Genomic DNA, 25,435 nt, shown 5'->3' with positions numbered 1-25,435 from the left:
GCAGCCGGCTCTAATCGACCAGCTCCTCCACTTTCTCGGCTAGGAACAGGTTGTACACGTGCTGTACGATGATTTTGACGATCATATAGAACGGAATGCACAGCACGATGCCAAGTATGCCGGCGATTTCGCCCGCGACAAGCAGCAGCAGGATCGTCGTCAGCGGATGCACGTCCATCCGCTTGCCGTAGATGAGCGGGGAGAGCAGGTTGCCTTCGATCTGCTGCGCGGCCACTGTCACGACAAGCGACCAGAACACCATCGAGGGGGAAGCGGTGAAGGCGACGAGCACGCACGGAATCGCGCCGAGAATCGGTCCCAAGTATGGAATGAGGTTGAGCACCGTCGCAATGACCGTCACGAGCAGCGCGTAAGGCAGACCGATGACGAGGAAGCCGATGTACATCATGACGCCGAGCAGGAACGTGATGATCATCCGCCCCAGAATAAAGCCGCTGAGCGCCGCATCGATCTCCCGAAGCGCCCTCACCCCGTCCGGCCGGTACCGGCGCGGCACGGCGCCGAGCAAATAATGCGGCAGCGCGTCGCCCTCCTTCAGCATGTAATAAAGAATGAAGGGTGCCGTCGTTACCGCAATGACGAAGCCCGTCACCACTTGGATGACGTTGTTCAAATACGCGGAGGCCGAATTGACAAGCCTGCCGACGTATTCTGAAATTTGTGCCGTTATATCTGACTCGGGCGATGTGATCGACTCGACGATCCTGTTCTGCTGCAGGTGAAGCAGCTGCTCCCGGAATCCATCCATCAGCTGCGGCGCTTCCTCGGCGAACAGCTCGACCTGGGCGACCAGCGCCGGCCAGACGCTCATGAAGAAGATGGCAAGGAACGCGGCGAGCAGCAAGTAGATGAACAGCACGGCAACGAAGCGGTTCATCTTGCGCGCGGTCAAATAGTTCACGATCGGGCGAAGCAAATAATAGAAGAAACCGGCCAGCATGAACGGTACGATCAAAATGTTGAACATCGCGGCAATGGGCCGGAACAGAAAGCTGACCTTGGCGACGAGGTAGACGATCAACAGCAGCATGATCGTACCGTACGCCGCGCGAAAAAACCGAGTGTTGGGCAGCACGCGCCACGCCTCCTTTTCGTTATAAGGCCCGCATACGGCAAGAAGACCGTTCGCCATGGTGAACGGTCTTCTTGCTGCTCGTTTCGAGCCTAAGCACGCCCTATCCGGTCTAGATCAAAAACGGCGGATAGTACGAAATGAGCGGATCGTAATCGTCGTTCTCGTACGGCTTGCCGCCCCAAGCAATGACGACGATCTTGTCCCGATCGAGCTCCTTCTCGAGCCGTTCCGCCTCGGACGCCCGGATGCCGACGGACTGCATCTTCGCCCGCAGCTCTTTGCCGCGCGAGCGGAACAGATTCGCCACCGCCGTCACGACGCCCTCCTCTTCGAGCCCGATCCGCTCCGTGTCCGTCGCCTCCGCCAGCCGCTCCGTGCGGTCTTTATCATGAGCGAGCACGAACAGCTGGTCCTTCGTATAACCTTGCGCGATGAAGCTGCGCACCTGCTCCTTCGCCTCTTGCATCGTGGAGACGGTATGCACCTTCGTTGCGCTCGTTACATTCGTCGCCATGGTCCTTCGCCTCCTATTCGCAATTATCTCTCCTAGCCGTTCTTACCCGCGTTATGCGCCTACTCCGCCACTATGCGCGTCCTCTGCGGCCGAACACGAGCGAGACGATGAATAAGACGAGAAAGACGAAAAACAGCACCTTCGCGATAGCCGCCGCCGCGGAAGCAAGCCAGAAAAAGCCGGTTATGCCCGCCGCGATCGCAATAACGAAGAACAAGATAGCCCATCCGATCATGAAGATCTCCACCTTTCGATATTGTGTGTGAATGGCCGGCGAGCCTCATGCCGCCCGCCGCTCTACCCTGCATATAAACGCCTGTCCGCCCGGCTGAAACGACGAGCCGCAATCGTTTCAAAGCCCGTCGCCCCGGTTATTAACAGGGCAAGAAGTCGTAAGCGATGCTGACGCTTCCTTAGCGACGCTTCTAATCCAACCTTCCAAAATAAGGAGTTGACGAACAATGGCAAACGCAATGAAAGGTCTACTGATCGGTGGCGCCATCGGCGCGGTGACGGCTCTGCTCGTAACGCCGAAGAACGGCAAGGAAATGAGGGAGTCGCTGAAACTTAAATCGTCGGAATTGACGGCAGCCGCCCGCGAACGGGCCTCCCTTATGGCGTCCCAGGCGGCGGACAAAGCTTCCGCTGCCCGCGAGCGCATGAATGAAATGGGGAAAGCCGCAGCCGATAAAGTGGCTACGGTTGCCGAATCGACGGCTGGCGTGTTCCAGAACATGAAGAACGACGCACAGGCGGATCAAGAGAAGGACAAGCCGTCATTGGGCAGCTCGCCAAGTGCCAGCGCCACAAGCACCGGCAATACCGCGAGTACGGCGACACCCTCCCATGCCTATCAGTCCTAAGGATGGCATCGAGCCGGTTGATGCAGGTCAAGCCGGACGCGCTTCCCGTCCCGTCGACGAAGTCCAGAATGGATCGATGGTTCAGGATGCCGAAGATATGCGGCGGCTCGGGCGTGACATGGAGCGGATGAAGACCAATCACGAATTGGAACGCGACGGTCTCGTGCCGGACCCGATTCAGGAATAGCAGATGAAGGAAGGAACGGACGGCCGGATAGCCGTCCGTTTTTGCCGTATCCTGCGCCCGGGATTGGATGGTTTGAGCTGCCTATGGGGATAAGAATGGAATCGACACAGGTGGATATAGAAGGAGAAGATGGAGCGATGACCACCAAAACGCTATACGGCGGCAGGCTATACTGGCCTGATACCTTGCCCGACTATACACGATACCCGAGTCTTGCGGAGAACAAGACTGTTCGCGTCGCCGTCGTCGGCGGCGGGATGTCGGGCGTGCTCTGCGCCCATGCCCTAGCCGCTGCCGGCATCGACACGCTATTGGCAGAACGCGGCGAAATCGCAGGCGGCAGCTCGGCCGCCAATACGGGGCTGCTGCAGTTCAGCAACGATATCATGCTGATCGATCTCATGGAGCAGGTCGGCCCGGGAAGCGCCGTCGATTTTTACCGCGCTTGCCGCGGCGCGGTCGAACAGTTGGAGCAGCTAGCGGCCCGCTTACGGCTGGATGTTGGGTTCCGCCGTACGAGCAGCCTCTACTATGCTAGCGAGGAGCAGGACGTCCCGAAGCTGCACCGGGAGTTTGAAGCGCTGTTCCACAACGGCTTCGATGTTGAATTTTGGGAAGCCGAACGGATCGCGGCGCATTTTCCCTTCCGCAAAGCAGGGGCCATCGTCACGCATGGCGACGCCGAAATCAATCCATTCCGCTTCGTGCATGGGCTAGCCGACCAAGCCGTCCGGCACGGTCTGGCCGTCTATGAGCATACCGGGATCACCTCGCATGTTCCCGGCGACGGCGTTCATCGGCTTACGACCGATACGGGCGTCGTCATTGAGGCGGAGCATGTCGTCTACGCCATTGGTTATGAGCCGGAGGAGCTTCGCGGCAATTTGATCAAAGCGGAGCTTCACCGCTCCTTCGCCCTTGTCACCGAACCGGTGGCGAATTTGGGCGGCTGGCATAAGCAATGGATGATGTGGGAGACGAAGCGACCTTACCTGTACCTTCGCACGACTCCGGACGGCCGGGTCATCATCGGCGGACTGGACGAAGACATCGAGGCGCCGGCGCTCGGGGCACGGGAGATTGGCCGGCACACCGTCCGGCTTATGCAAGAGCTGTCGGCGCTGTTCCCCGGTCTTGCCGCGCAGCCCGCGTATGAATGGAGCGCCACGTTCGGCGAATCGCGCGACGGCTTGCCGTTCATCGGCCCCGACCCTGCCATGCCGGGCGTCTACTATTGCCTGGGCTACGGCGGTAACGGAACGGTGTACAGCATGCTCGCCTCGCGGCTGCTGCTTGATATGATCCGCGGCGAAGAGCCCGATCCGATCGCCGCCTTGATCCGGTTGGACCGCCCTTCTCCGGCTCGTCGGCTGCATGCATGAGCACCTCGGCCGAATGGCAACCTAGCCAGTGGGAGGGCATGCCGATGAAAGATTTACATAACGGTTCGTTTTATTGGCCGACGACGCTTGCGAACGTGCGAGAGTACGCGGCGCTCAGGGAGAACGTCACCGTCCGCGCGGCGGTCGTCGGCGGCGGAATGGCCGGGGCCCTGATGGGCCATGCGCTGGCGTCAAACGGGATCGATGCGGTCCTGGTGGAGCGGGGGCGGGTCGCCGGCGGCAGCACGTCGGCCAATACCGGGCTGCTTCAATTCTCGAACGACATCATGCTGGTCGATCTGATCGCGCAGATCGGGGAAGGCCCGGCCGTTCGATTCCACCTTGCCTGCCGCGAAGCAGTCCGTGACCTCGCAAGCATGGCGGCCGGGACGGGCAAAGACGTGGAATATTTCAACCGCAGCAGCTTGTACTATGCGAGCACAGAGCAGGATCTGCCGAAGCTTAAGCGCGAATACGAAGCACTTGCCAAACATGGCTTCGACGTCGAATGGTGGGGACCAGACCAGATCGAGGCCCGCTTCCCGTTTCGTAAGGCAGGGGCGATCGTCACCCATGGCGACGGGGAAATCAATCCCTTCCGCTTCGTGCATGCCGTGATGGATGCGGCCGCGGATAAAGGGCTGCGTGTATTTGAGCATACATCCGTCGCCAAACACGAGACGCTCCCCTGCGGCAAGCACCTGCTCCGCACGGAAGCGGGTCATATGATCGAGGCCGATCATGTCGTCTATGCGGTCGGCTACGAACCCGAGCAGCTTCGCGGCGGTCTAGTGAAACCCAAAATGAACCGCTCCTTCGCCATTGTCACCGAGCCGATGCACGCTTCCGCCATCTGGCACGAACGCTGGCTCATCTGGGAGACCGCGCGGCCGTATCTATACCTGCGCACGAGCGCTGACGGCCGCATCGTCGCCGGCGGTCTCGACGAATCGGCTGTCGCCCCTTACGACAGCCCTGCCGCGATCAGCAAGCAGACCGGCCGCCTCTACGAGCAAGTGCAAGCGATGTTTGGTCCGGATACGCCCTGCGCGGCCTACGAGTGGAACGCGCTGTTCGCGGAGTCACGGGACAACCTGCCATTCATCGGCGAGGACCCCGAGCGCAAAGGCGTCTATTACCTGCTCGGCTACGGCGGCAATGGCGACGTCTACTGCATGCTCGGGTCGGGACTGCTGCTGTCGCTTATCCGCGGAGAGCCGCATCCGGTGGCGGATATCTTGCGGCTTGACAGGCCGACGCTCGTTCATGCGCAGCCGGCCGTTCTCGGGTAGCGCCGCCAACACAAAGAACCACCGTCTGCTCGGATGTATCCGATTAGACGGTGGTTCTGTCTGTCTCTAGGTCTTATGTAAGGGTTAAGCGCGCCCGGCAAGCCTTGCCGCTGCTCCTAGACTTGCTCCTGCGGCTGCCCATCCGGTCCGCTCTCCTGCAGAATGCGATCGATTCGTTCGATCTGCGCTTCCACGCTTACGCTCATCGTAAGCAGATCGGCCTGAATTTGCTGCAGAGCTTCCTTTGTCGTCATGGGCTGCACTCCAATTAATAGGTTTATAGCTTCTATCCTACCACAACATAGATACATTTTGTATCTATAAATTATACAACGCGCGTCTCGTCCTTCATTGCCGTTGCGGCGTTTACGGAACCGCTACAGCAGCGGAGACAGCATGCGCGCCAGCACCTCGCCTGCTTTGGCCATCCTTGGCCGCCGCTCGAATACGGATAAGCTCAGCTCCTCGCAAGCGCGCAAATCGTCCAGGAAATCTCCCTCCAGCCGCTTGATTGCCTTCTGGCTGAATAACAGCGCGTTGAGCTCGAAATTGCTGAAGAAGCTTCGCATATCCATATTGGCCGTGCCGACGGAAGCCATCATCTCGTCCACGATGAGCACCTTGGCATGGACGAAGCCTTTGCGGTACCTGTAGATCCGTACCCCCACCGCCAGCAAATCCTCGACATACGACAGCGATGCCCGCAGCACCAATTTGGAATCCGCCACGAACGGGATAATAAGCCTCACGTCGACGCCGCTCAGCGCCGCCGTCCGCAGCGCCATCAGAATGCTCGCGTCGGGAATGAAATACGGCGTCGTAATCCAAATCCGCCGCTTCGCCACCGAAACCGCCGCGAAGACGCATTCGAGAATGGCGTCTGCCAGCGAGTCCGGACCGCTGGAAATAATCTGCACCTGCTCATCCCCAACGCAGTTATGCTCGGGTAAGTAGGCCGGATCACTGAGCCGTTCCTTGGCGGTGAACCACCAATCCTTCAGAAAGACGTCCTGCAAAAAGTAAACCGCGTCCCCCTCGATCCGCAAATGCGTATCGCGCCAGAATCCGAGCTTCGGATTGCCGCCCAAATACTCGTCGCCGATATTGATGCCGCCAACGAAGCCGATGCGGCCATCGACGACGACGATTTTCCGGTGATCCCGGTAATTGATCCGCTTGTCGAAGAGCGCCAGCCGCGGCGCCAGGAAGCACTGCGTATGGATGCCGGCTTCCCGGAGGTCCCGAATATAACCGCCATGCAGCTCGAGCGAGCCGACGCCGTCGTAGATGACCCGCACCTCCACCCCCTGCTTCGCCTTCCGAATAAGCGCGTCCTTCAGCTTGTTGCCAATTCCGTCGTTGCGGATCGTGTAATATTCGACGTGGATATGATGCTTGGCCCCCTCGATCGCCTCCAGGATGGAAGCGTAGGTGGCCTCTCCGTTCGTGAGCACCTCTGTTTGGTTACAGCCCGTAATCGGCGAGGTGGACATCCCGGAGAGCAGCCGGAACAGCCGCTCCTGGTGACTGAATTCGCCGATGCCCAGCTCTGTCGGACGGTGCACCATTTTGCATCTTCGCAGCGCTTGAAGCCGCATTTCCTCCGCTACGACGTTGCGCTTGCGGACGGTCTTGCGATGCCGGTATTCCTGCGCTAGAAAGTAGTACATGATGAAGCCTACAATCGGGAGAATGAATAAAATCAGCAGCCACGCAACCGTCTTCGAAGGCTTGCGAAACTCCAGGATCAGGATGGTCCCAATCTGAAAAATAAAGACAAGCAGCGCCAGCAGGATCCAAATCATCGCTCTAGCTCCTCCTGTTATTGGAAGTAAGGTTATCATTCGCGCCGCCTTGCCGGGCTATACCGTTCACGGGGATCTTTTGCGCCCTCTCGCAGCCTGAAACGAAATATAATCCGCCTACTACCATATAAAACGGATATCGGCCGGTTTAAACGGCTTCGTCGCCAAGAGCGAAATAATTCGTCTGCTCAAGATCGAGTGGACGCCGTGAAACTGTCCCAATCGCGACACCACGCCTCGCCAACTGCGTAAGCAGGTACCGGGCGATGTCGCTCGCCGACTTCAAGCGCAAATGAAGAAAGAACCTTCCCCCCGCTAGAACGGAGAGGAAGGTTCTTCAAGCTCGTTCTGAGATGCCGCGCAGGCGGACGCACCCTCATTCGCGAACATCCCGGGCGCGGTGCAGCGTGTCTTACGTCGCCACGTCCCGCTTGTTGAACACGAGCCAGGTGACTGCAATGATGAGTACGTAGTAGACGGCCAGCACGGCCAAGGAGAACCCTAACGTGACGCCATCCCTAATTTGGAAACCCGGCTCGGTTAGATAGGTCGTCAAGTCCAGATGGATCAGGAGCAAATAATCGATCCAGGCATAATCGAGCTGCATGAGCAGCAGCGACACCACGCTGCCGCCCATCAGGAAGAACAGCGACAATCCGATGGCCAAGCCGCCGCTGCGGAAGACGGTCGAGATCATGAACGATACGGTGACGATCATGATCAGGCTGATGAACTCGAAGGCATAATAGGCCAGCATATAGCCAAACGGCGATATGTCCCGGGTCGTGCCCAATCCGGAGAGAACATCGGCTCGCGCGCCGCCCGAGCCGAACAGAAGCGCGTTCACCCCGAAGGTTAGCACGAACAGCAGCGCCGCGAGCGCGAAGGCGAACAGCATGACCGAGATGTATTTCGACAACAAGATCTTGGACCGGCTCCACGGCCGTATTAGCAGCAGCTTGATCGTGCCGGATGTAAATTCGCCCGCGACCGTCTCCGCCGATACGACGACCGTGAAGATCGTCACGAACATGAACAGGATCTGCGTCTCCGACATCATCATCGCCCAGCCGCTGCTCGCGCCGCCGCCGGGCATATAGTTGGCGATGAGCGAGATGGCCAGCACGAGCAAAATCAGGATGCCGAACATGATCCACGTCCGGACTCTGCGGTAAATCTTCAAATTCTCGTTCGCCACCAGCTGCAGAAAATCAAACAATCCGCTCGCCTCCCGTCATCTCCAGGAACTGATCCTCGAGCGATTTGTTATGCACGCGGATGCCATAGACGCGAATGCCGCCGCGCACCAGCTGCGCGTTGACATCGGCGGCGGTATCGCGGCCGCCTGCGATGGCAAGTCCGCCCTCGGAAGCATGAGCGCCATGCGCGCCAGCCAGCAGGCTGAGCGCGTCCTCCGGCTTATCCACGTCGAAGAAGTACGTGGCCGCTCCCGCTCCGTCCGCATCGGCCGCCTGTCCGATGTCGCGAACGTCGATCAGCTTGCCCGCCTGAATGATGGCGACGCGGTCGCACATCAGTTCCATCTCGGACAGCAAGTGACTCGACACGAACACGGTGATGCCTTCCTCCTTGGCCAGCTTGCGCAAATAATCGCGAAGCTCCCGGATTCCCGCCGGATCCAGCCCGTTCGTCGGCTCGTCCAGAATGAGCAGCGTCGGCTTATGCATGATCGCCTGCGCAACCCCGAGCCGCTGGCGCATGCCGAGCGAATAGGTTCGCACCTTGTCGTGTATGCGCCCCTTCAAGCCGACCAGCTCGACGACCTCATCGATCCGCTGGCGCGTAATGCCCGGGATCATGCGGGAGAATAGCAGCAAATTATCATAACCGGACAAATATTTATACATCTCCGGATTCTCGACGATAGCGCCGACGTGGCGGATGGCCTTCTCGAAATCGTGGCGGACGCTATGTCCGCGAATGACGACGTCCCCTTCGGTCATCGCCATCAAACCGACCATCATCCGGATCGTCGTCGTTTTGCCGGAGCCGTTCGGTCCGAGAAATCCGAATACTTGCGCTTCGGGTAAATCCAGCGACAAATTCTCGATGATCGTGCGGCGTCCGATTCGTTTGGTCACGTTCTTCAGCTGCACAATGGAACCGTTCGGTGCAAGCCTCTCCATGGTATCCCCCCTTGTCCGCGTCTGTCTTTTAGTGCGAGTTCGTGATCAAATGGCGACTTTTTGAACAGCCGCTAATAGACAGTTATCGCTTCTCAACCCTATTATTATACGCCAATAAGGAAGGTCTTGGAAGTTTATTGACCAAAAATTAAGGCCCGCCGCGGATGGCAATCTCCGTGGCGGGCCTTAAGTTCTCTCTCTATAGACGTGCGGCTATGAACTTACAGGGACGCTACCATTGGGATAGGTACGGCATAGGATGCCGCGGGTATCGATTCGTTGTAGGCGCCGCCCGCTTTCGCTTGCGGCATATGTACGAGGCTGCCCTCAACTGGTGCTTCTACGGCCGCGGTCGCCGCGACGGATTCACGGTCCATGCAGACTTTGCAGCAGCCGAGCGGTTGAATCGTCCGGAAGAATCCGGTACGGAATACGAGATGAGCTTGTTCGTGCTGAATCATCTCCCCGCAGCTAACGCAACAAAAACGATCTTTCAACATTCGATCCTCTCCTTTGACCCCATTGTCCCTAATACTATATGTATCAATGTCTCGAAATATGTTACATTACGTATCCAACAATTTTAGATTATGACAGATATCGAGAAATGTCAATACAGATCACCGAAAGATCGCGTATTTTGTCAAAATACAGGTTTATAGTTTCACGTTTATAAATTACCCTGTATTTCTCGGGAACGGAACGAACCTCGCCGCAAAAGACGGCGACAGCCGTTTCGCCTTGTGTATGCGTTTACAAATACGGTCAAAAAAAGGGCCGTCCGCTAACCGCCGGCCCGATCAGCCTATTGTCGGCCTCATGACCTAAACGCGATACGCGCCGGATTGCACCCGCCGCCACCATCGTTCATTGTCGATATACCACTGCACCGTCTCCGCAATCCCGATGTCGAACGTATACGCGGGCTGCCAGCCGAGCTCAGCTGTTATTTTGGCCGGATCTATCGCGTACCGCCGGTCATGGCCCAGCCGGTCCGGCACGTGGCGGATGAGCGATTCCGGCTTGCCGAGCAGTCCCAGAATGAGCTTGACGATGTCCAGGTTACGACGCTCGTTATGCCCCCCGATATTGTACACTTCGCCCGGCTTGCCTTGGTGCAGCACGAGATCGATCGCTGCCGCATGGTCGCGGACGTGAAGCCAGTCCCGCACCTGCAGGCCATCCCCGTAGACGGGAAGCGGCAGATCGCCCAATGCATTCGTGATCATGAGCGGAATGAGCTTCTCGGGGAAATGATACGGACCGTAATTGTTCGAACACCGCGTTATGCTGGCGTCCATGCCGTATGTCTCGTAGTACGAGCGGACCAGCAAGTCCCCGCCGGCCTTGCTCGCCGAATAAGGGCTGTTGGGCGCAAGCGGCGTCGCCTCCGTGAAGTAACCGGTCTCGCCAAGCGTCCCATAGACCTCGTCGGTTGAGATCTGGACGTATTTGCGAGTGCCCCGCCGCCGCGCCGCTTCGAGCAGCGTCTGCGTGCCCAGCACGTTCGTGCGCACGAACAAGCCCGGGTCCGCGATGCTCCGGTCCACATGCGATTCCGCCGCGAAATTCACAATTGCCTCGATCTGGTAGGCATCTATCGCGCGTCCAACCGCTTCGGCGTCAGTGATATCGCCGCGAACGAAGATATGGTTCGGATTTGATGCGACCTGCTCCAAATTGTCAAGATTGCCGGCATACGTCAGCGCATCGAAATTCACGATCACGTAATCCGGGTACTTCTCCAGCATATAGCGGACAAACTGGCTTCCGATAAAACCGGCCCCGCCGGTTACCAGCATACGCACGCCTTTTCACTCCTCGCCTATTGGTAGTCTGTTTGCTGCCTCATAAGGATAAATATATGCGAGAGACGGATATTCCGTATGGTTAAAATGGCAACCGAGCTAGAGTCCGCCAAGATTTGTGCCTTAACCCCTACGCCGGGAGAGTCCAGTCGGGACATTCGCAAGCCTCGTATCCGTTCTGGCGGAGCAACCTGCGGCCGATAGCCGGCCGATTACCCTCGCGCATCCAGACGAAGCCGAACGAACCGGTCCTTGTCCGTCATCCGCTGGTACAAGTCGTGGATACGCGTCTGCTGCGGGTTCTGGGTCCGCAGCTTCTCGTTCAGCGCGCGCACGATCGCAAGTCTCACCTTCTGGTCCGGCAAATACGCACAGCCGTACAAATATTGATTCTCCTCTTTGCGCCGCCATAGAATATGGCCGATCAACGCGAATTCCCAGTCGCCGAGCTTCACTTTAATCCGGATCGCGAAATCGTCGCTGACGGGGAATCGCAGATGCGTCGCGAACTGCATGCCCGTCGGGCTCATATTGTGCACGGACACCGGAATTTCTCCGGAATGGACATCGTTGCCGAACACGCGGTAAATCGAAATCATCGCTTTCGTGCCATCCGTCAGACGGATGCGCATGTCTTTGCGGACAGCGGGATTAGGAATGGTCATGGCTAACGGCTCCTCCGACGAGTATTGGCTGCATTCGCCGCCTAATAATGATACAAGTTGTATCATGACATTCACAGAAAAGAAAACGTTCCCATCTATGGCGTCGCAAAAGGCAAGCCTCCTGCTCCATGAAGGACTTCTCCTTATGAAAGAGGCTTGCCCGCTCGCCCTCAATGAACGCGGTCTATAACGCGGAACCCGATTGGTAGGCCAGCAGCTGGCTGAAGGTTCCTTTGGTTTCTTTGGAAAGCTGGTTGTACCCGCCCTGCTGGATAATGCGGCCGTCCTCCATCACGATGACCTGATCCGCATTGCGGATCGTCGACAGCCGGTGCGCGATCACGATGACGGTCAGCGAGCCTTTCAGCCGATCGAGCGATTCTTTGATATGCGCCTCGTTCTCGTTGTCGAGCGCCGAAGTCGCCTCGTCCAACACGAGCACGGCCGGCTTGCGCAGCACCGCCCTAGCTAACACGATCCGCTGCCGCTCGCCGCCGGATAACCGGATGCCCCGGTCGCCGATCAGCGTATCCAGTCCTTGCGGCAGCTTGCGGACGAAGTCGGCGGACGCCGAGAATTCGAGCGCTTCCCACAGCTCCGCCTCCGTCGCGTCCGGCTTCACCTGCAGCATGTTCTCGCGAATGCTCGCGTGGAACAAGAACGGATCCTGCGGCACGTAGCTGACCGAGCTGCGGAAGGCGGCCAGGTTCGCAGGTCCAAGCGGCTTGCCATCGATCAGCAGCTCGCCTCGCTCCGGCTTCAGCATGCCGATCAAAATGTCGATCAGCGTGCTCTTGCCCGCGCCCGACTTGCCGACGATCGCCATCATGCTGTTGGCCGGGATATGGAGGTTGATGCCGGATAGCGCATAATCGCCGTCTCCGCTTTCATAGCGGAACGCGATGTGACGGCATTCGATCCCCTCTTCGATGCGGATGCGGTCCGAGCCCGCGGCCGCGATCGTCTCCCGTGCCGCCTCGCAATCGCGCATCAGCTCATTAATCGCCTTGAAAGCCGGGACCGTCGACATCAGCTGTTCATAGTTGGCTTGCAGCGAGGAGAAGCGCGGCCACAGCCGCATGAAGATCAAGACGATAAGCAGCAGATACTCCGCCTGTACGTGGAACACCCGATACGACAGAAAGACGAAGGCGGCGATGAGCACGGCGGCCGCGATTTTGTAGAACAGTTGGGTCGTCGCCTGCAGCTTCGTGAACTGCACCATGTTCGTCTCCATCCGGTCGCTCACCGAACGGAACCAGTCGAGGTGCTGGGCTTCCAGGCGGTTGCTCTTGATGTCCTTGATGCCGTTGAAATGCTCCGTCAATCCGCGCATGTACGATTGCGACAGCTCCGATATGCGAGCGCCGTATTTCTTCGCCCCGCGCAGAAATTTCTTGGAGAATAGCGCAAGCCCAAGACCGAACGCGAGAACGAATAACGTCAACTGATAGGACAACGCGAACGCGAAGACGATCTGTATACCCGTGAAAGCAAGCGACGTCGCTATCGACAGGATAAGGTAGACGCCCTGGTTCACCCGGGCCAGCTCCTGCGTCATCATATGATTAAAATCAGCCTTCCTCTTGCGAAGGAAGAACGACCAGCCTGCCCGCATGATCGCCTGATAAATTTCCAATCTTAAATAGCCGCTGAACCCTTGCTGAATGCGCATGTTCTGCACCGTCTGGAAACGCTGAAGCAGCGCTTGGCCCATAATAAGCACGACGTATAGCGCAAGGATGACGGTCAGCTGATAGCGCTCCGGAACCGCGTTCACCACGCGCTCCAGCTCGCCCACGAACGGCATGTTGCTGTACGCAGATCCGGCGCTGAGCAAGCCGATGAAGCCGAGCATCGGAATGAGGATGTAGATGCTCACGCTCTCGAGCAAGCTGATGACGACCATGCCGATTAGATTCAAATAGAGCTTGATGCCTGCGAAAGCTTGCAGTTTCTTCATATAAATCATGACGTGGGACATGTTTTCCCTCTCCTATAAACACTGCAAATGGGTAAATAGGTTTTCGTTCGGTAGAGCAAGCGGCGCAACAATTCAGCCACGGTTGCCCCTGGTCTGTCCCGGTCGCCGGTCATGAGCGCTCCTGCGCGACGCTCCCCGGCGCGCGCGTCTCGGCCAGCGGGCGGGCAAATTTGCTGACGACCGTGAATGCCGGCGCTTCTTCGGCGCCTGTAATGATGAATGGCCCTGTGCGAAGCCAAGCATGGGCAATCATTTTGCCTTCTTTATCGCGGGAGGTTCCCATATACAACGTACTTTCCAACTTTCTTCGCTCCAACATTTTCATGCCGGCCATGGCCTTTACCATGCACATACTTTCCCATGGCGTATGGGGACTTACGCGCTTTATGACCCGGGAAATGCTGCGAATGACCGCCTCGTCCTCCGTACGGTGGCTGCGGGATGTCTCCTCCATGTGAATGCCAAGCTTAGGCGCAAGCTTGTGGAACGGCCGGCTCTTCATGATGCGGGCCCATCCCAAAAAAACGAATGCCTCCAGCACGAGCAGCTGCTCGCGCGGACGCATGGATAGTAAACGACGCACTAATTTCCACATTGCCGCTCAACCTCTTTCCATCCGATCCGGCTTACACCGCTTTGACCAAACCTTCCTTAAGCAGGCTCTCGATGAAACGGATGACTTGGCTTTCGCAGGTATCGCGGTCGATCTCGTATTCGTTCGTCAGTTGATCCACGACGGATGCAATCGTAGCCGGTGCTTGCAGCCGCTCCCAAATAGCGCCGCCGACCTGGCCCAAATTGTAGTACTTTCCTGACGCGATGCTCAGCATGACTTTCTCGCCGTTCATGTCGCTGACGAGATTGCCTTCTACTTGTTGATAGGATTGTTCCAGCGCAACGGAACCGCTCATTGTAACTCCTCCTTATGGGCTAACCTGACGATTTCCTCGACCAGCATTGGCGCGGTAAATGTATGTACCGACCGTTCGACCCGATAAACTCGGGCACGATTTAATAGCCGCGTAATAACCTCGAAATGCCACCCGATCAATCGCATGGCGCCGATCAAAAAACTGCGGTACGTATGATGGGACAGCAAAGGCAGGCACTGCAGACCATTCAACGGCCGTATGGACCAGGCTTCCTTCTCCGTCTTCACCAGTTCGAAAATGCCTTTCAACGGAACTGCACCGTTGTGGAACTTAGCGCTTACCGGAACAGCGAATTTCGTGACCTCTTGATACAGCGGCTCGTATTCGTTCGCATCCATCTTCATGTGATCCAAACTCTCCTGCCACAATTTCTGCTGGGGATAGGCTGGCACCACCTCGGGTTCACCCATGACGCCTGTGCGAACGGCGATCACATCGTCAGTCAACAATTCGTATCCCGCATCCAGAAAAGCCGCAGCCAGCGTCGACTTGCCCGCGCCGGAATCGCCAACGAACGCATACGCACCTCCGTCAATGACGACCGCGCTGCCGTGCAGCGGCAGCATGCCCCGCTGGAGCAGCACCGTGCCCATGACCGTGCCGAGCAAATAGAGGCGGATTTTCTCTTTCTCTGCGTGTTCAAGCGGCGATACATACACGCGCGCGCCATCTTGCACTTGGAAAACGGCGACGCCCGCGATACGGTAGAACACGCCCAATTCCGTAATTACATAATCGCTGTCGGGACAGCCCAGCTGCGCCCACGTGCCGGCCAGGTCCGCGTAAGCAATGACCAAGTCCGCATGCTCATGGGATGTACGGGCGGAAGCCAGCTCTGGAAATGGAATTTCGCTGCTGATCGTCAGCCCGAATGCGTCGTAAGCTGTTCGGTTAATGGTAAGCATCGGTAACACCTCTTCACCTTCAACATCGGGATCCGCAAAACGAAAGCAGCCCTTATACAACGATCTATTGTATAAGGGCGCTTGCGTCATGCTTCATAAAACTTAGGAATAGATGTCCGCGTCAACGATTTTGCCGTTAACGTATGTGTAGTCGATTTTCGTCAAACCCCAACCTGCTTGCGTTTCGCTCACGTTAAGTACTTCCAACTCTGGCGTTTCCCAGTTCTTTTTCATTTGGTTTCACCTCCTTTCAAGTGCAATTAGTTAATGGAACTGTTTGATAAAGCGGTAGAAAATGACGCTCCGCATAAGCAGCTTCATATCCTCGTCACCGGCCAATTCTGGGCGAGGCGAGGCTCCCACGTTCGTCAGCGATGTCCGTAACTGCTGCTGATTCAACAGACCGGCGACCGCCGAGTCGGCGCAGATTCGCTTCACTTCATCGGTGAATTCCGTCCAGTGCGGGGTCAGCCGGTACACCCAATCCACGCCCTGCGCCCCGCGAATGCGCTGGTTAAGGCGCACTTGATCCGGCAACCGGCCAGTCATCGCCCGACGGATCATTGAACGTCCGATGCCTCCAACCACATACTGCTCGAACGGGACGCTCAGGCAGAATCGGATTAGCCGCGCGTCCGCCGTCGGATCCCGCTCCCATACCCGATACTTCGCCGATAATTTGCTACCGACCGCTCCCTGCAAGTGCAGCACCGCCGAATTGGCGAAATAGTTTTGGCGCTCCTGCAGGACATCGTTCTTGGACTTGCCGAAACCCGCCTCATCCGGCCGCAAGGACTCCCACACGCCGGTGCGTCTGGCGAAGTCAGGATGAATCAAGCGCGGCGGCTCCGGTTCCGGCTCGTTGCTTTGCAAGAACGAGAAGGCTTGGCGCCCAATGACGGGCATAATCCGATTGATGCCGACGCGAGTCTGCTTGCGGAACATGGTCAGTTCCCGGTAGAAACGAATCCATTGCCATCGCTTCAACAGAAGGGCGTAATAATCGATCGCCGACCCCCAGGAGATGGTGTAGTTCCCCCTCGCGCCCGTCAGCAGGACGCCGACGCCATCGTTCGAAGCTTGGCTGTAGATATCCTTGATCCGGAAGGTTCCCTCGAAGTTCTTGTAAGGCGCTTCGAATATTCCGAGCAGCTCGTCGATTTCCGTGAAGGGGCTTTTGCCCGCGGCGTTCAAGTACGTACCTTCGATATTGCCGACATGGTCGATCGTGGCTTGTACGAACGGCGTCTCGTCGGCCATCTCGTTGGCGGACGTCCAGTCCGCAAAGCCTGGAGCCGGTATCATGCTGTAGCCTCGAAGGCTCCGGCCTTGACCGCGCAGGTACTCGGCAGCCACGCTTGCGACGGCCGTCGAGTCCAATCCTCCGCTGAGCGCCACCCCCACGCCTTTGTCCGTTCTCGCCCTCGACTCCACCGCTTGCCGGAACAGCTCGTTGAACGCCTCCAAGTACTCGGATTCGCCGTTCAACCGCAGCATATCTTGCGGGATCAGCGAACCATAGCTCCTTACTTCGACGTTCCCGTCGTGGACTCGTATGGAATGTCCGGGCGGGAGTTGGAAGATATCCGAGTATACGGTGGCGGAAGGGTCTGTCGATTCCACCATGGAAGGGATGGCCAAGAAGTGGGAGAGCCACGCGTCTGAAAGCCGGCGTTGGAAGTCGGGTAGGCTCGAGAGCGGGTTCAAGAAGGAGCAGAATGCGAAGCGGCCGAAGCGTCGCTGGTAATACAGCGTCCGGCTCCCCAGCAAGTCGCGCGCTCCGAACAGCGTCCGCTTCCCGGCGTCCCAGATCACAAATGCGAAATCGCCCGCTAAATATCGTGGACACTCTTCGCCCCATTTCACATAGGCCAGCCGAATCAGCTCGCTGTCGCTTAAGCGCGCTTCGTCGGCGCGGCTTAGGCCCAGCATGCCGCAGAGCTCGCCGCGGTTATCGATGACGGCATCGGCCGTGATCGCGGTCCGGGAAGGCTCGTCGCAGCTTGGAAGCTGCTCATGAGGCGAAGAGGAGGTTGGCGTTTGATTGCGGCAGGCCAGGAATACGCCGTCCTGCTGCCAGGTGCCGACGGCATCGGCCGTCGACTTGGATAGCGCCTGCAAGATATGGTGTTTGATGTCATCGGATACCGAAACATGATCGTAATTGTAAACACCGGCTACAATGCTCATAACGCCCTCCGTGTAATTCCTTGATACTATTTGTATCATACTTTCGCCAATGATACAATATGTAACTTGTAAATTGATGAATATTTTTTTATCCCGCCTGATGATTCTTCAACGCGTCGTGCAGCCTAGCCTTCTCGTCTTCGCTGACCCTAAAGTACCATATGCCTCCCGAGATCTCGCCGCTCCCCTTGATCTCCTCGGTGTCCAACCGTTCGAGGCTGGGCCGATAGTCCCTCAAGAGCGTCTTCATCTCGTCGAACGTCAAATTCGTCTTCACATGATCGCCGGCGGCGGCCAATAGCCCGTCGATCTTGGTGATGGAAGAAAGGCTTGCGCCGTTCTTCATAAGATCTTTGAGTATCTGCCTTTGCCGCGCATTCCTGCCCTTGTCCCCCTGCGGATCGTCGTACCGCATGCGGGAATATAGCAAAGCGCGTTCGCCATCCAGGTGAAGCTTGCCTTGACGAAAGTCTTCCCCTTGGTAACGGAACGCGAACGGGTTGTTGACGTCCACGCCGCCCATCAGATCGATAATGCGAGAGAAGCCTTCCATATTAACCTTCAAGTAATAATTGATCGGGTAGTCCAAAAAATTTTCCACGGTTTGCAAGGACATTTCAATGCCGCCGAATGCATAAGCGTGATTGATTTTGTCGTTTGTTCCTCTGCCGATGATCGCGGTTTTGGTATCTCGAGGAATATTGAACATAAGCGTGGACTTCTTAACGGGATTCACGCTCAGCACGATGATCGTATCCGATCGGCCCCGGTCGTTCTTCCGTTCGTCTACGCCCATGACCAGTATGGTGAATGGGCTTGGCTGTTCAGCGTTCGCCGCGGCAGGCTTCGCCACGGGCTTCACCTCGGGATCTTTGCTCTGGTACACCGGCTTCGCCGGCTCCTCATATATGATGGAAGCCGTCTCCTCAATGGAGTTGTACAAGCGGTACGCATAGCCGGCCAGTCCTATGGCGGCGATGCCCAGCACGATTGCCGATCCAAGCAGGATCCTTTTCGCGGTTTTCTTCGTTCTCATCTTCGTACGCATCCGTCCTTCGAATAAATTAAGAGAACGCATGACTTTGTGCCTAGGCTGTTCACCCGAGCCCTATTGCTTGTTACGTATTGTATCATCTATTTTTTGGAATCTCAACTGTTTTTGTCAAAAGAATCGGCAGACAACCGCGGCATGCGCCGCGGTGTCTGCCTGACCTGATTTACTTCATGACGATTGCCCCGGTGAGTGGCAACGAAACGTATCGAATAATCAAATCGTTAGGCCCTCCGTCCGCCTTCCAGACGAGCACCGTTACCAGCGGGCCTTGCTGTCCACCCGCTTGCGTATCAGGCGCTTCCGGCGTTTCCGGAGAAGCAGGCGGCTTCTGTCCGCCGGAAGGTTCCTCCCCACCGGCTGGCGGCGTGCCTGGCTGCTCTTCTCCGCCGGACGGCTCCGTCGCCGCCGGCGGCGATTCTTCCGACAGCGCGGACATTTCGCCGGCTGCGATCGAGGAGACGCCAGAGCGGCCTACAGGTATGCCATTGCGGGCAAGTTCGTCGGCGGCTCCCGCTTCCTGCGCCTGCGAGGACGGCGGCGGCGAAATCGGCAAGGGCATGATAGCCGTTTCCGCCTTCCCGGCGCGCAGCTTGGCGACGAACAGCATGACATAGTCGGTGCCGGCCGGGTCGACAACGCGCGCCTTGACGAATACCTCGTCGCCTTTGCGGATGGCCCACTCCACGCTCGATCCTTGCAGATCCGCTCCGCTCGGCGTTTCTTTCAGCTTAATCTCGCCGTTAATTTTGCCGCCGGCAGAGATGACCGAAACTTTCAGATGAGTTTTGCGGTTGACACCTTTAGCCTCCGCGTCGCTCGCTGTGGACGGTGTATCAACGAATCCCGCCGCCACCACGTTAACCTGACCCGGACCGCGAACGCCCACGATCGTCGTCGTTCCCGAACCGCTAAATCGGCCGTTGGCGCCGAGGTCCGCTTTCACTTCATACACGCCGACAGGAAGACTCACTTCGACCGACGCCTCCCCGCTGTTACCCGTGCGGTAGACCGTCTCCGTCTCGGGAAGCTGCACCGGGACGACCGTACCGTCGCTGCGCAGTTCGCCGACCGCGAACTTGACCGGTACCCCCTCTATCGATCCCGGCGAGTCGTCCTGCTCATCCGTAACCACGGCAGCGAGTGTTACTTTTTCTCCCTGCTCGGCGACAAGTTCTCCCGTGTAACGAAGCTGCGCCTTTTCGCGTTTAATAACCAAGTTCGCGGTCGCTTCGCCTCCGCGATAGAACGCTCCGGCATCCTGGTCCATGCGCGCCGCGACGACATATTCTTGCTGTTCGGCGGTCTCCCCGATGTCCAACTCGACCTTGTAAGGGACGACCGCCTTACCGTCCTCGCCCGTCGTGGCCACAATGTCCGCCCCGCCGTTCACGCTCATTTTGACCGTTCTGCCCGCGGCTGGCGTTCCTTCCGCGGTTCTCGCCTCCAGTGCAAGCGGGACGGTGTCGCTATACTCGCCTTCCCCCGACGCGACCGAGATATTCATGCTGTGATAGAGTGTGAATGATACCGTTTTCTTCAACACTTTGCCTTTGCGATCCACGGCGCGCGCTTCCAGTGTATGCTGCCCTCGGGCGGTTACTGGCGTTCCTGTCAGGAATGCCTTACCGTCTAACAGCAACTCTACATTCCGCAGCCCGTCTTCGGGATTCGTGCGAAGTACCGGCGTTACGGTATCGGTGTAGTCGCCGCCCGCGACGACGCCTTCAATCTCGAGCTGGATCTGCGGTCCGGCTTGGAGCCGGAACAAATAAGGCGTCAGTGACTTCAACTCGATAGTATCGTCCGCGAACTGTTCGCCTGTAATCAAGTCGACGGCGCCAAGGGCGGTTCCGCCTTCGAGCTCGATGCGTACCTTCTTCGGCAAATTCCCGTAGTTGACAACGTTCAGCAGCATGCCGCCTTGATCGTTCGCACTTCTCCATTCGACATTCTCCACCGGCTCGCCGCTCTCCGCGTCGACCAGCGTCGCTTCGATGATTTCTTTCTCATGCAGCAGCGGATACAGGTCATTGCGAAGCTGCATCGCCGTCACGTCGGTCGACGGCACGACGGTCGCTTGGCTGAAGAGCGCAGTTCGCTCTGTCTCGGATAACGGCTGGAGCCGTTCATCGAACCGCAGCGACTCCGATCCGATAATAACAACGCTTCCGTCCTGGTCAGCGAATTGCTTGATAGCCGTCAATGTCGCCGGCGCGACATTCGTCGCTTCCGGTACGATCAGCAGATCGTAATCGGCAAGCTTCCCGGCCGCAGCCTGCTTCTCCGACACGAATCCGACCTTGATTCCCGTCGCGCTGAGCGCTTCGTACCCTTTAAGCAAGACATTCTCGTACATCTCCGAGTAGACTAACGACGGTTCCGAATAGAGCAGCGCGACACGGGCCTTTTGTTTCTGCAGCGCCGTTACCTCCCGGGACAGACGGTTGAGGTCCAGGTTCGTCCTGCCGACCGCGGCCACCGCATCCGGACGGTGAAGGATGCTACCCTCCGCGGAGTTCGTCTCTTGGTACGTCCGCTCCCAAATCCAGATCGTCGACGCGCTCTTGCCATGGATCGCCCCCTGCCACAGGACGGAGCGAACATGGTCCGCCTGTTTCGCGACATACCGGCTGTCGCCGTCGGCGATCACGTGATGCTCGGAGTTGAATACAGGCGCTTCCTTGAACGATTGCTGCAGATCATAGTAGCTCATCTCGTCGCGGAAACCGCCCGCGCCTTCGCCCAAGTAGTTCCAGTTGTCGTTGCCGTTCAGCTGGCTCATCTCGGCGAATTCTTCCGCGTCGATACCGCGGGAGAGGCTCGCGCGCATCTCCGCCATGACTTTCGCATGCACCGGAATGTCCGGGGCCACCTCGTGGATCGTGTCGGCCAGGAATTGGTGCCACTCGGTGAACACCTTCTGGTTGAAACGCACCCAGTCGTAACCGCGAACCGTCGGCTCCAGGCCGAAAGGCATCGTAACGTCCGCGAACGATTGATGGCTGGTACCGTATACGGCGTTCAGCGACGCAATATCGCCGTACTGCTCCTGCAAGTATTGGTGCCAGTCGCCCAGGAAAGTCGTGCCCTGGTTCGTCTGGAAGACCGGTTCGTTCGATATCGTAATACTGTGGAGCGCCGGGTAATCTTTCAACTCGCTGGCGACGAGCCGCAAGTAATCCCGCATCATGGCGCGCGCTATCGGGTGGTTAATATTGTACTGGATGAATCCGTTGTTGCTATACTGCAGATCCGGCCACTTCTTGATCGCCCAGTCGGGGAAATAATGCGGCGACACGAGAAGGTTGACGGAAATATTATTGGCGGCCGCGTTCTGCAGCACGACTTTGATATCGCTGTCCAGCTGGGCCGGGGAGACGAGATATTCCTGTCCGGGCACGTCGAGACCGCGGTCGTCGAAGCCCGGGTTGGCCAGCAGATTCGTATCGCTGCCATGCTCCTTCATCGACAGGTCATCGATCCAGATCGTCCCCGTGTTCTCCGATAGAATCATGAATTGGAAAGACGTCTCGGTCGGGCCCGTCGTATATTCGCCGCTGACTTCCTGCCAGTCATACGTGCCGTTCGGGAACTTGACCCGAAGTTTCCAGCCAGCGCCGCCCGGGAACCAGACATCCTTGGCGTTCGACCCTTTCGCCCAGGCTTTGACCGTATAGGTCGTATTCGGTTTGACCGTTACCGTTTGCCATAGATTCAGGAAGGTGTTCGCCGCGCGCGGCGAGGCATTCGTAATTTTGAGCGAGTACGGACCCGCGTGCGTGGTGGAATCGTCCAGCGCGGCTTCGGCGTTGACGCCGCCGGACTTGTTGATGCGGTATTGGTTCAAGTAGTTGTCTTTGGAGAGAATGACGTTGCGCGGTCCGATTTCGACCTGAATCATATTCGTGCCCAGGTCTTGAAACTTGGCGATATCTTTGCGTACTTGCGCAAAATGGCCGTAGCCGTTAAAGAATACCGGTCTTGTTTCTTCTGCGCCGGTATTTCGTACTTTCGTGTTTGCGATGAAAGAGGTTCCGTCGATGGTCGGCCTGCCCGTCGTATACCTTGGCGCGGCGAACGCCTCGCTTTCTCCGGCCAAATACGCCTGCAAGTTCGTCTCCGCCTCTTGATAAAGCGCTTCCAATGATCGGATGACATATCCGGCCCGGCTCAAACGCCCATTCTCCACGTCGCCTCGACCGTATACGAGGAAATCCTTCAGAATCGTGACGTTGATCTGCTCGTAATCCGTTGATATCCCCTGCCCCTTCGCTTGCGCGAGCAGGCTCTCCAAGGCTGGCATGCGCGCTTGCAGCGCATCATACTGCGCCAGCGTCTCTGCTGGTCCCAAGTATACGTTGACGCTCACGATTCTTTCTTTGCTCTTGCCGCTTGGATCCTGCAATTTAAAGTCTGCCGTCTGCACGCCTGCCTCGCCGAACGACATCGTCCCCTTCTTCTCCATGACGGAATGGGGCGGAATCGTCAGCGTATCCTGCAGGCCGAGCTTCGCCGACGTTAGATTCAACACGACCGGATCGTCGCTGTAATTCGGAATATACATCGTATAATCGACCGAATCGTCGACTTGGGCGCCTTTGGCCGACTCCAGCCAGAAGTTCCAGTCATCCAGTTCGCCGACCTTCTCGAGAATACCGAACTGCGTCGGATCCTTAGCCTTGCCGATCCCGGGCGTCCATTCGATCCAGCCGCGCCTTGCGCTGCCGTCGTTATCATTGATCAAGATGGAGAACGGGATATCGTTCGTCGCCGGTGCTTCCGAGTAAATCGTCTTCCACGGCATGCGAGCCTCGTATACCGTATCGCCTTCCGGCGTCGTGCTTGCTTTAAAATCGATATGATCCTTGCCGAACTCCGCGTTTCCGGGATTCCAGCTCCAAATTTGCGTCTGACCGTCCATGAAATTGAAGCCATAGTCCGGACCGTAAACATCGTTCAGTCCGAACGCCAGCTGAACGCTGTCGCCGCGCCACATGATGCTGTCCTTCACCGGGAAGTGGACGTTATCGGTTACTTTCGCCGCCCAATAGAAATAGTTCTCGTCGTACGCCACGTGTACATTCGCCGATAAATCCGACGCCCCCTCCCAGCCGGAGAGAACGACCTGCTCGTCATTAGCGGGAAGCGACATGCTCGTATACGGTCCCCATTCGTCCAAATTGCCATCAATGACGATGCCATCGGCTTTGATCAGTGGAATTTCCTTGCGCGCGCCGAGTGAATCCTTGAAAGAGGCCCAGTCCAGAATCGTCTCGCCCGGTCCGGGACCGTCGTCTTCGACCACGTAGGCGAATTCGGAAACCGGACTCGGCTGCCAGCCGGTTTTGCGGGCGAAAGCCTTAACCGTCGACGAGCTTAGCATCGAGACCGGTCCCCCGTAAACGGAGGCCGAGCCCGATTGATTCGGGTCGCTGCCGTCCATCGTGTAGACAATCTCCGCTTCCGCCGTTCCCGTGGCGAGCGTGATCGACGTATTCGGCGGAATGGTGCCCGGGGCCGGGCTTGCCGTGACTGGCTCGACCGTGCCAACCTGCTGGTCGTTAACCGGCGTGACAATGCGCAGATTGTCGAACCGGTACTCCACCTGCGTCCGCCCTTCCATCTCGGCCGAGCCCGCGTTGACGTTCAGGCTCGCCTGTATGACCTGATCGCGCGGCGCCGAAGCCGGGAGGTTGACACGGATCGTGTTCCATTGGCCCGCAATCAGCCGATTCAGCCGTTGATCGAGCACGGTGCTGCCTTGGGCGATCAGCTTGAGGCCGAGCGGCTCCCGCACCGAAGCGGTTTGCGACAGCGGATAGACGTCCAACAGCAAGGCTGTCGCCGCGCTCATGTTTGCTGGCGGATCGATCGAGCGTTTGTAGCTGAGCCATTCCCCGCGGTCCGGGGCTTTCTGGTATTTCACCTGCGCGGAGGACTGTCCCTCCGTATGCTCCGGCGATTGGATGGCCGTTACGGCGCCTGCCGGTCCAACGGTGCCGCTCCAAGCCGCGAGCGTCTCGAAGCCATCCATCAGCGTAACGCCTGCCCGTGCGTCGAACCCGGCGTTCTTGAGCAGGTTCGCTCCCGTTCCCGTCTCCTTCAGGCTGAACGAATCCAGCCAGACCGCTTCCGCCGTGTTCTCGATTAGGAACCGAAACGTGAAGGACGTCTCCTCAGCGCCGGTCGTGAACGTCTTCTCAAGCAGCTGCCAGTCGAACGTCCCGCTCGGCAGCGCCTGACGGACATTCCAGCTCGCTCCGCCTCCGAACCACATGCCGGATGCCGCGTTGCTGCCTTTCACCCAAGCGCTGACCGTATACGAGGTAGCCGGCTTGACGGCGACCGTCTGGAATCCGGTCAGATAGACGTTCGGCGCCCTACTCGAAGCGCTTGTCAGCTTGAGCGAGCCGCCGCCGTCGTGGAACGTCGCCGTATCAAGCGAGTATACCGTTTGGGGGGCCCCGCTCGCATAGAAACTCCAGTCGGGCAAATAGCCCGAGTCGGTTTCCTCCGCATGTGCAGGGGGCACGCCCATAAAACCGAAAGAAAGTGACAACAGCAACAGTGACAGGAAAAGAATCGATGTCCGTCTGATCGGCCCGCGCATA

General features: G+C 57.9%; 22 protein-coding genes. 4 read left to right on the top strand and 18 right to left on the bottom strand.

Features of this window, described 5'->3' with window-relative positions:
• Nucleotides 1-10 precede the first annotated feature (10 nt).
• From ACFFSY_RS34140 to ACFFSY_RS34130, 3 genes are all read right to left on the bottom strand, one after another.
• Nucleotides 11-1,096, bottom strand: a complete 1,086-nt coding sequence (locus tag ACFFSY_RS34140) for an AI-2E family transporter (protein WP_377502939.1) — start codon at nt 1,094-1,096, stop codon at nt 11-13.
• 109 nt (nt 1,097-1,205) lie between these two features.
• Nucleotides 1,206-1,610 (bottom strand): YflT domain-containing protein, encoded by a 405-nt coding sequence (locus tag ACFFSY_RS34135; RefSeq protein ID WP_377502937.1) that lies wholly within the window; start codon nt 1,608-1,610, stop codon nt 1,206-1,208.
• A gap of 70 nt (nt 1,611-1,680) precedes the next feature.
• Nucleotides 1,681-1,845 carry a DUF1328 family protein gene (locus ACFFSY_RS34130; RefSeq protein ID WP_377502935.1) on the bottom strand — a complete coding sequence of 55 codons (165 nt, stop codon included), beginning with the start codon at nt 1,843-1,845 and terminating at the stop codon, nt 1,681-1,683.
• Between the two features lie 226 nt (nt 1,846-2,071).
• Between ACFFSY_RS34130 and ACFFSY_RS34125 the strand changes: the two genes are divergently transcribed.
• From ACFFSY_RS34125 to ACFFSY_RS34110, 4 genes are all read left to right on the top strand, one after another.
• Nucleotides 2,072-2,473 (top strand): YtxH domain-containing protein, encoded by a 402-nt coding sequence (locus ACFFSY_RS34125; RefSeq protein ID WP_377502933.1) that lies wholly within the window; start codon nt 2,072-2,074, stop codon nt 2,471-2,473.
• Entirely contained in the window at nt 2,457-2,660 is a 204-nt protein-coding gene (locus ACFFSY_RS34120) for a hypothetical protein (RefSeq protein WP_377502931.1), read from the top strand. The genes ACFFSY_RS34125 and ACFFSY_RS34120 overlap by 17 nt, the downstream gene beginning before the upstream one ends.
• Nucleotides 2,661-2,797: 137 nt before the next feature.
• Nucleotides 2,798-4,042: an NAD(P)/FAD-dependent oxidoreductase gene (locus tag ACFFSY_RS34115; RefSeq protein ID WP_377502929.1), complete on the top strand. Its 1,245-nt coding sequence runs from the start codon at nt 2,798-2,800 to the stop codon at nt 4,040-4,042.
• A 44-nt stretch (nt 4,043-4,086) separates the two neighbouring features.
• Nucleotides 4,087-5,334, top strand: coding sequence for an NAD(P)/FAD-dependent oxidoreductase (locus tag ACFFSY_RS34110; protein WP_377502927.1), 1,248 nt, complete (start codon nt 4,087-4,089; stop codon nt 5,332-5,334).
• 116 nt (nt 5,335-5,450) lie between these two features.
• Here the strand turns inward: ACFFSY_RS34110 and ACFFSY_RS34105 are convergent, their stop codons facing one another.
• The 15 genes from ACFFSY_RS34105 to ACFFSY_RS34035 all read right to left on the bottom strand — a co-directional run bounded on the left by ACFFSY_RS34105 (nt 5,451) and on the right by ACFFSY_RS34035 (nt 25,434).
• Complete coding sequence (locus ACFFSY_RS34105) at nt 5,451-5,588, bottom strand: hypothetical protein (protein WP_377502925.1); 138 nt, start codon at nt 5,586-5,588, stop codon at nt 5,451-5,453.
• Between the two features lie 123 nt (nt 5,589-5,711).
• Nucleotides 5,712-7,139: a cardiolipin synthase gene (cls, locus tag ACFFSY_RS34100; RefSeq protein WP_377502923.1), complete on the bottom strand. Its 1,428-nt coding sequence runs from the start codon at nt 7,137-7,139 to the stop codon at nt 5,712-5,714.
• A gap of 412 nt (nt 7,140-7,551) precedes the next feature.
• Complete coding sequence (locus ACFFSY_RS34095; RefSeq protein WP_377502922.1) at nt 7,552-8,358, bottom strand: ABC transporter permease; 807 nt, start codon at nt 8,356-8,358, stop codon at nt 7,552-7,554.
• Nucleotides 8,351-9,286 (bottom strand): ABC transporter ATP-binding protein, encoded by a 936-nt coding sequence (locus tag ACFFSY_RS34090; RefSeq protein ID WP_377502920.1) that lies wholly within the window; start codon nt 9,284-9,286, stop codon nt 8,351-8,353. The genes ACFFSY_RS34095 and ACFFSY_RS34090 overlap by 8 nt, the downstream gene beginning before the upstream one ends.
• 221 nt (nt 9,287-9,507) lie before the next feature.
• Nucleotides 9,508-9,786: a hypothetical protein gene (locus ACFFSY_RS34085; RefSeq protein ID WP_377502918.1), complete on the bottom strand. Its 279-nt coding sequence runs from the start codon at nt 9,784-9,786 to the stop codon at nt 9,508-9,510.
• Between the two features lie 324 nt (nt 9,787-10,110).
• Nucleotides 10,111-11,094, bottom strand: coding sequence for a dTDP-glucose 4,6-dehydratase (gene rfbB, locus ACFFSY_RS34080; RefSeq protein WP_377502916.1), 984 nt, complete (start codon nt 11,092-11,094; stop codon nt 10,111-10,113).
• 212 nt (nt 11,095-11,306) lie between these two features.
• A complete protein-coding gene (locus tag ACFFSY_RS34075; RefSeq protein ID WP_377502914.1) occupies nt 11,307-11,759 on the bottom strand; it encodes a PilZ domain-containing protein in 453 nt (150 codons plus the stop codon).
• Between the two features lie 184 nt (nt 11,760-11,943).
• Complete coding sequence (locus tag ACFFSY_RS34070) at nt 11,944-13,743, bottom strand: ABC transporter ATP-binding protein (protein ID WP_377502912.1); 1,800 nt, start codon at nt 13,741-13,743, stop codon at nt 11,944-11,946.
• A 109-nt stretch (nt 13,744-13,852) separates the two neighbouring features.
• Nucleotides 13,853-14,338 carry a lasso peptide biosynthesis B2 protein gene (locus ACFFSY_RS34065; RefSeq protein WP_377502910.1) on the bottom strand — a complete coding sequence of 162 codons (486 nt, stop codon included), beginning with the start codon at nt 14,336-14,338 and terminating at the stop codon, nt 13,853-13,855.
• Nucleotides 14,339-14,369: 31 nt separating this feature from the next.
• A complete protein-coding gene (locus ACFFSY_RS34060) occupies nt 14,370-14,654 on the bottom strand; it encodes a lasso peptide biosynthesis PqqD family chaperone (RefSeq protein WP_377502908.1) in 285 nt (94 codons plus the stop codon).
• Nucleotides 14,651-15,580 carry an aldolase gene (locus ACFFSY_RS34055; protein WP_377502906.1) on the bottom strand — a complete coding sequence of 310 codons (930 nt, stop codon included), beginning with the start codon at nt 15,578-15,580 and terminating at the stop codon, nt 14,651-14,653. Before ACFFSY_RS34055 ends, ACFFSY_RS34060 begins: the two co-directional genes overlap by 4 nt.
• 102 nt (nt 15,581-15,682) lie before the next feature.
• A complete protein-coding gene (locus tag ACFFSY_RS34050; RefSeq protein WP_377502904.1) occupies nt 15,683-15,814 on the bottom strand; it encodes a paeninodin family lasso peptide in 132 nt (43 codons plus the stop codon).
• A gap of 30 nt (nt 15,815-15,844) precedes the next feature.
• Nucleotides 15,845-17,770, bottom strand: coding sequence for an asparagine synthase-related protein (locus tag ACFFSY_RS34045; protein ID WP_377502902.1), 1,926 nt, complete (start codon nt 17,768-17,770; stop codon nt 15,845-15,847).
• A gap of 88 nt (nt 17,771-17,858) precedes the next feature.
• Complete coding sequence (locus ACFFSY_RS34040; protein WP_377502900.1) at nt 17,859-18,806, bottom strand: LCP family glycopolymer transferase; 948 nt, start codon at nt 18,804-18,806, stop codon at nt 17,859-17,861.
• A gap of 181 nt (nt 18,807-18,987) precedes the next feature.
• A complete protein-coding gene (locus ACFFSY_RS34035; protein ID WP_377502898.1) occupies nt 18,988-25,434 on the bottom strand; it encodes a beta-galactosidase in 6,447 nt (2,148 codons plus the stop codon).
• Nucleotide 25,435: the final 1 nt, after the last annotated feature.

Origin of the sequence: Paenibacillus aurantiacus, assembly GCF_042431225.1 — a bacterium.
Lineage (GTDB): Bacteria > Bacillota > Bacilli > Paenibacillales > Paenibacillaceae > Paenibacillus_Z > Paenibacillus_Z aurantiacus.
Note: the sequence above shows the minus strand (reverse complement) of the source record. Positions and strands in the feature narration are given on the sequence as shown.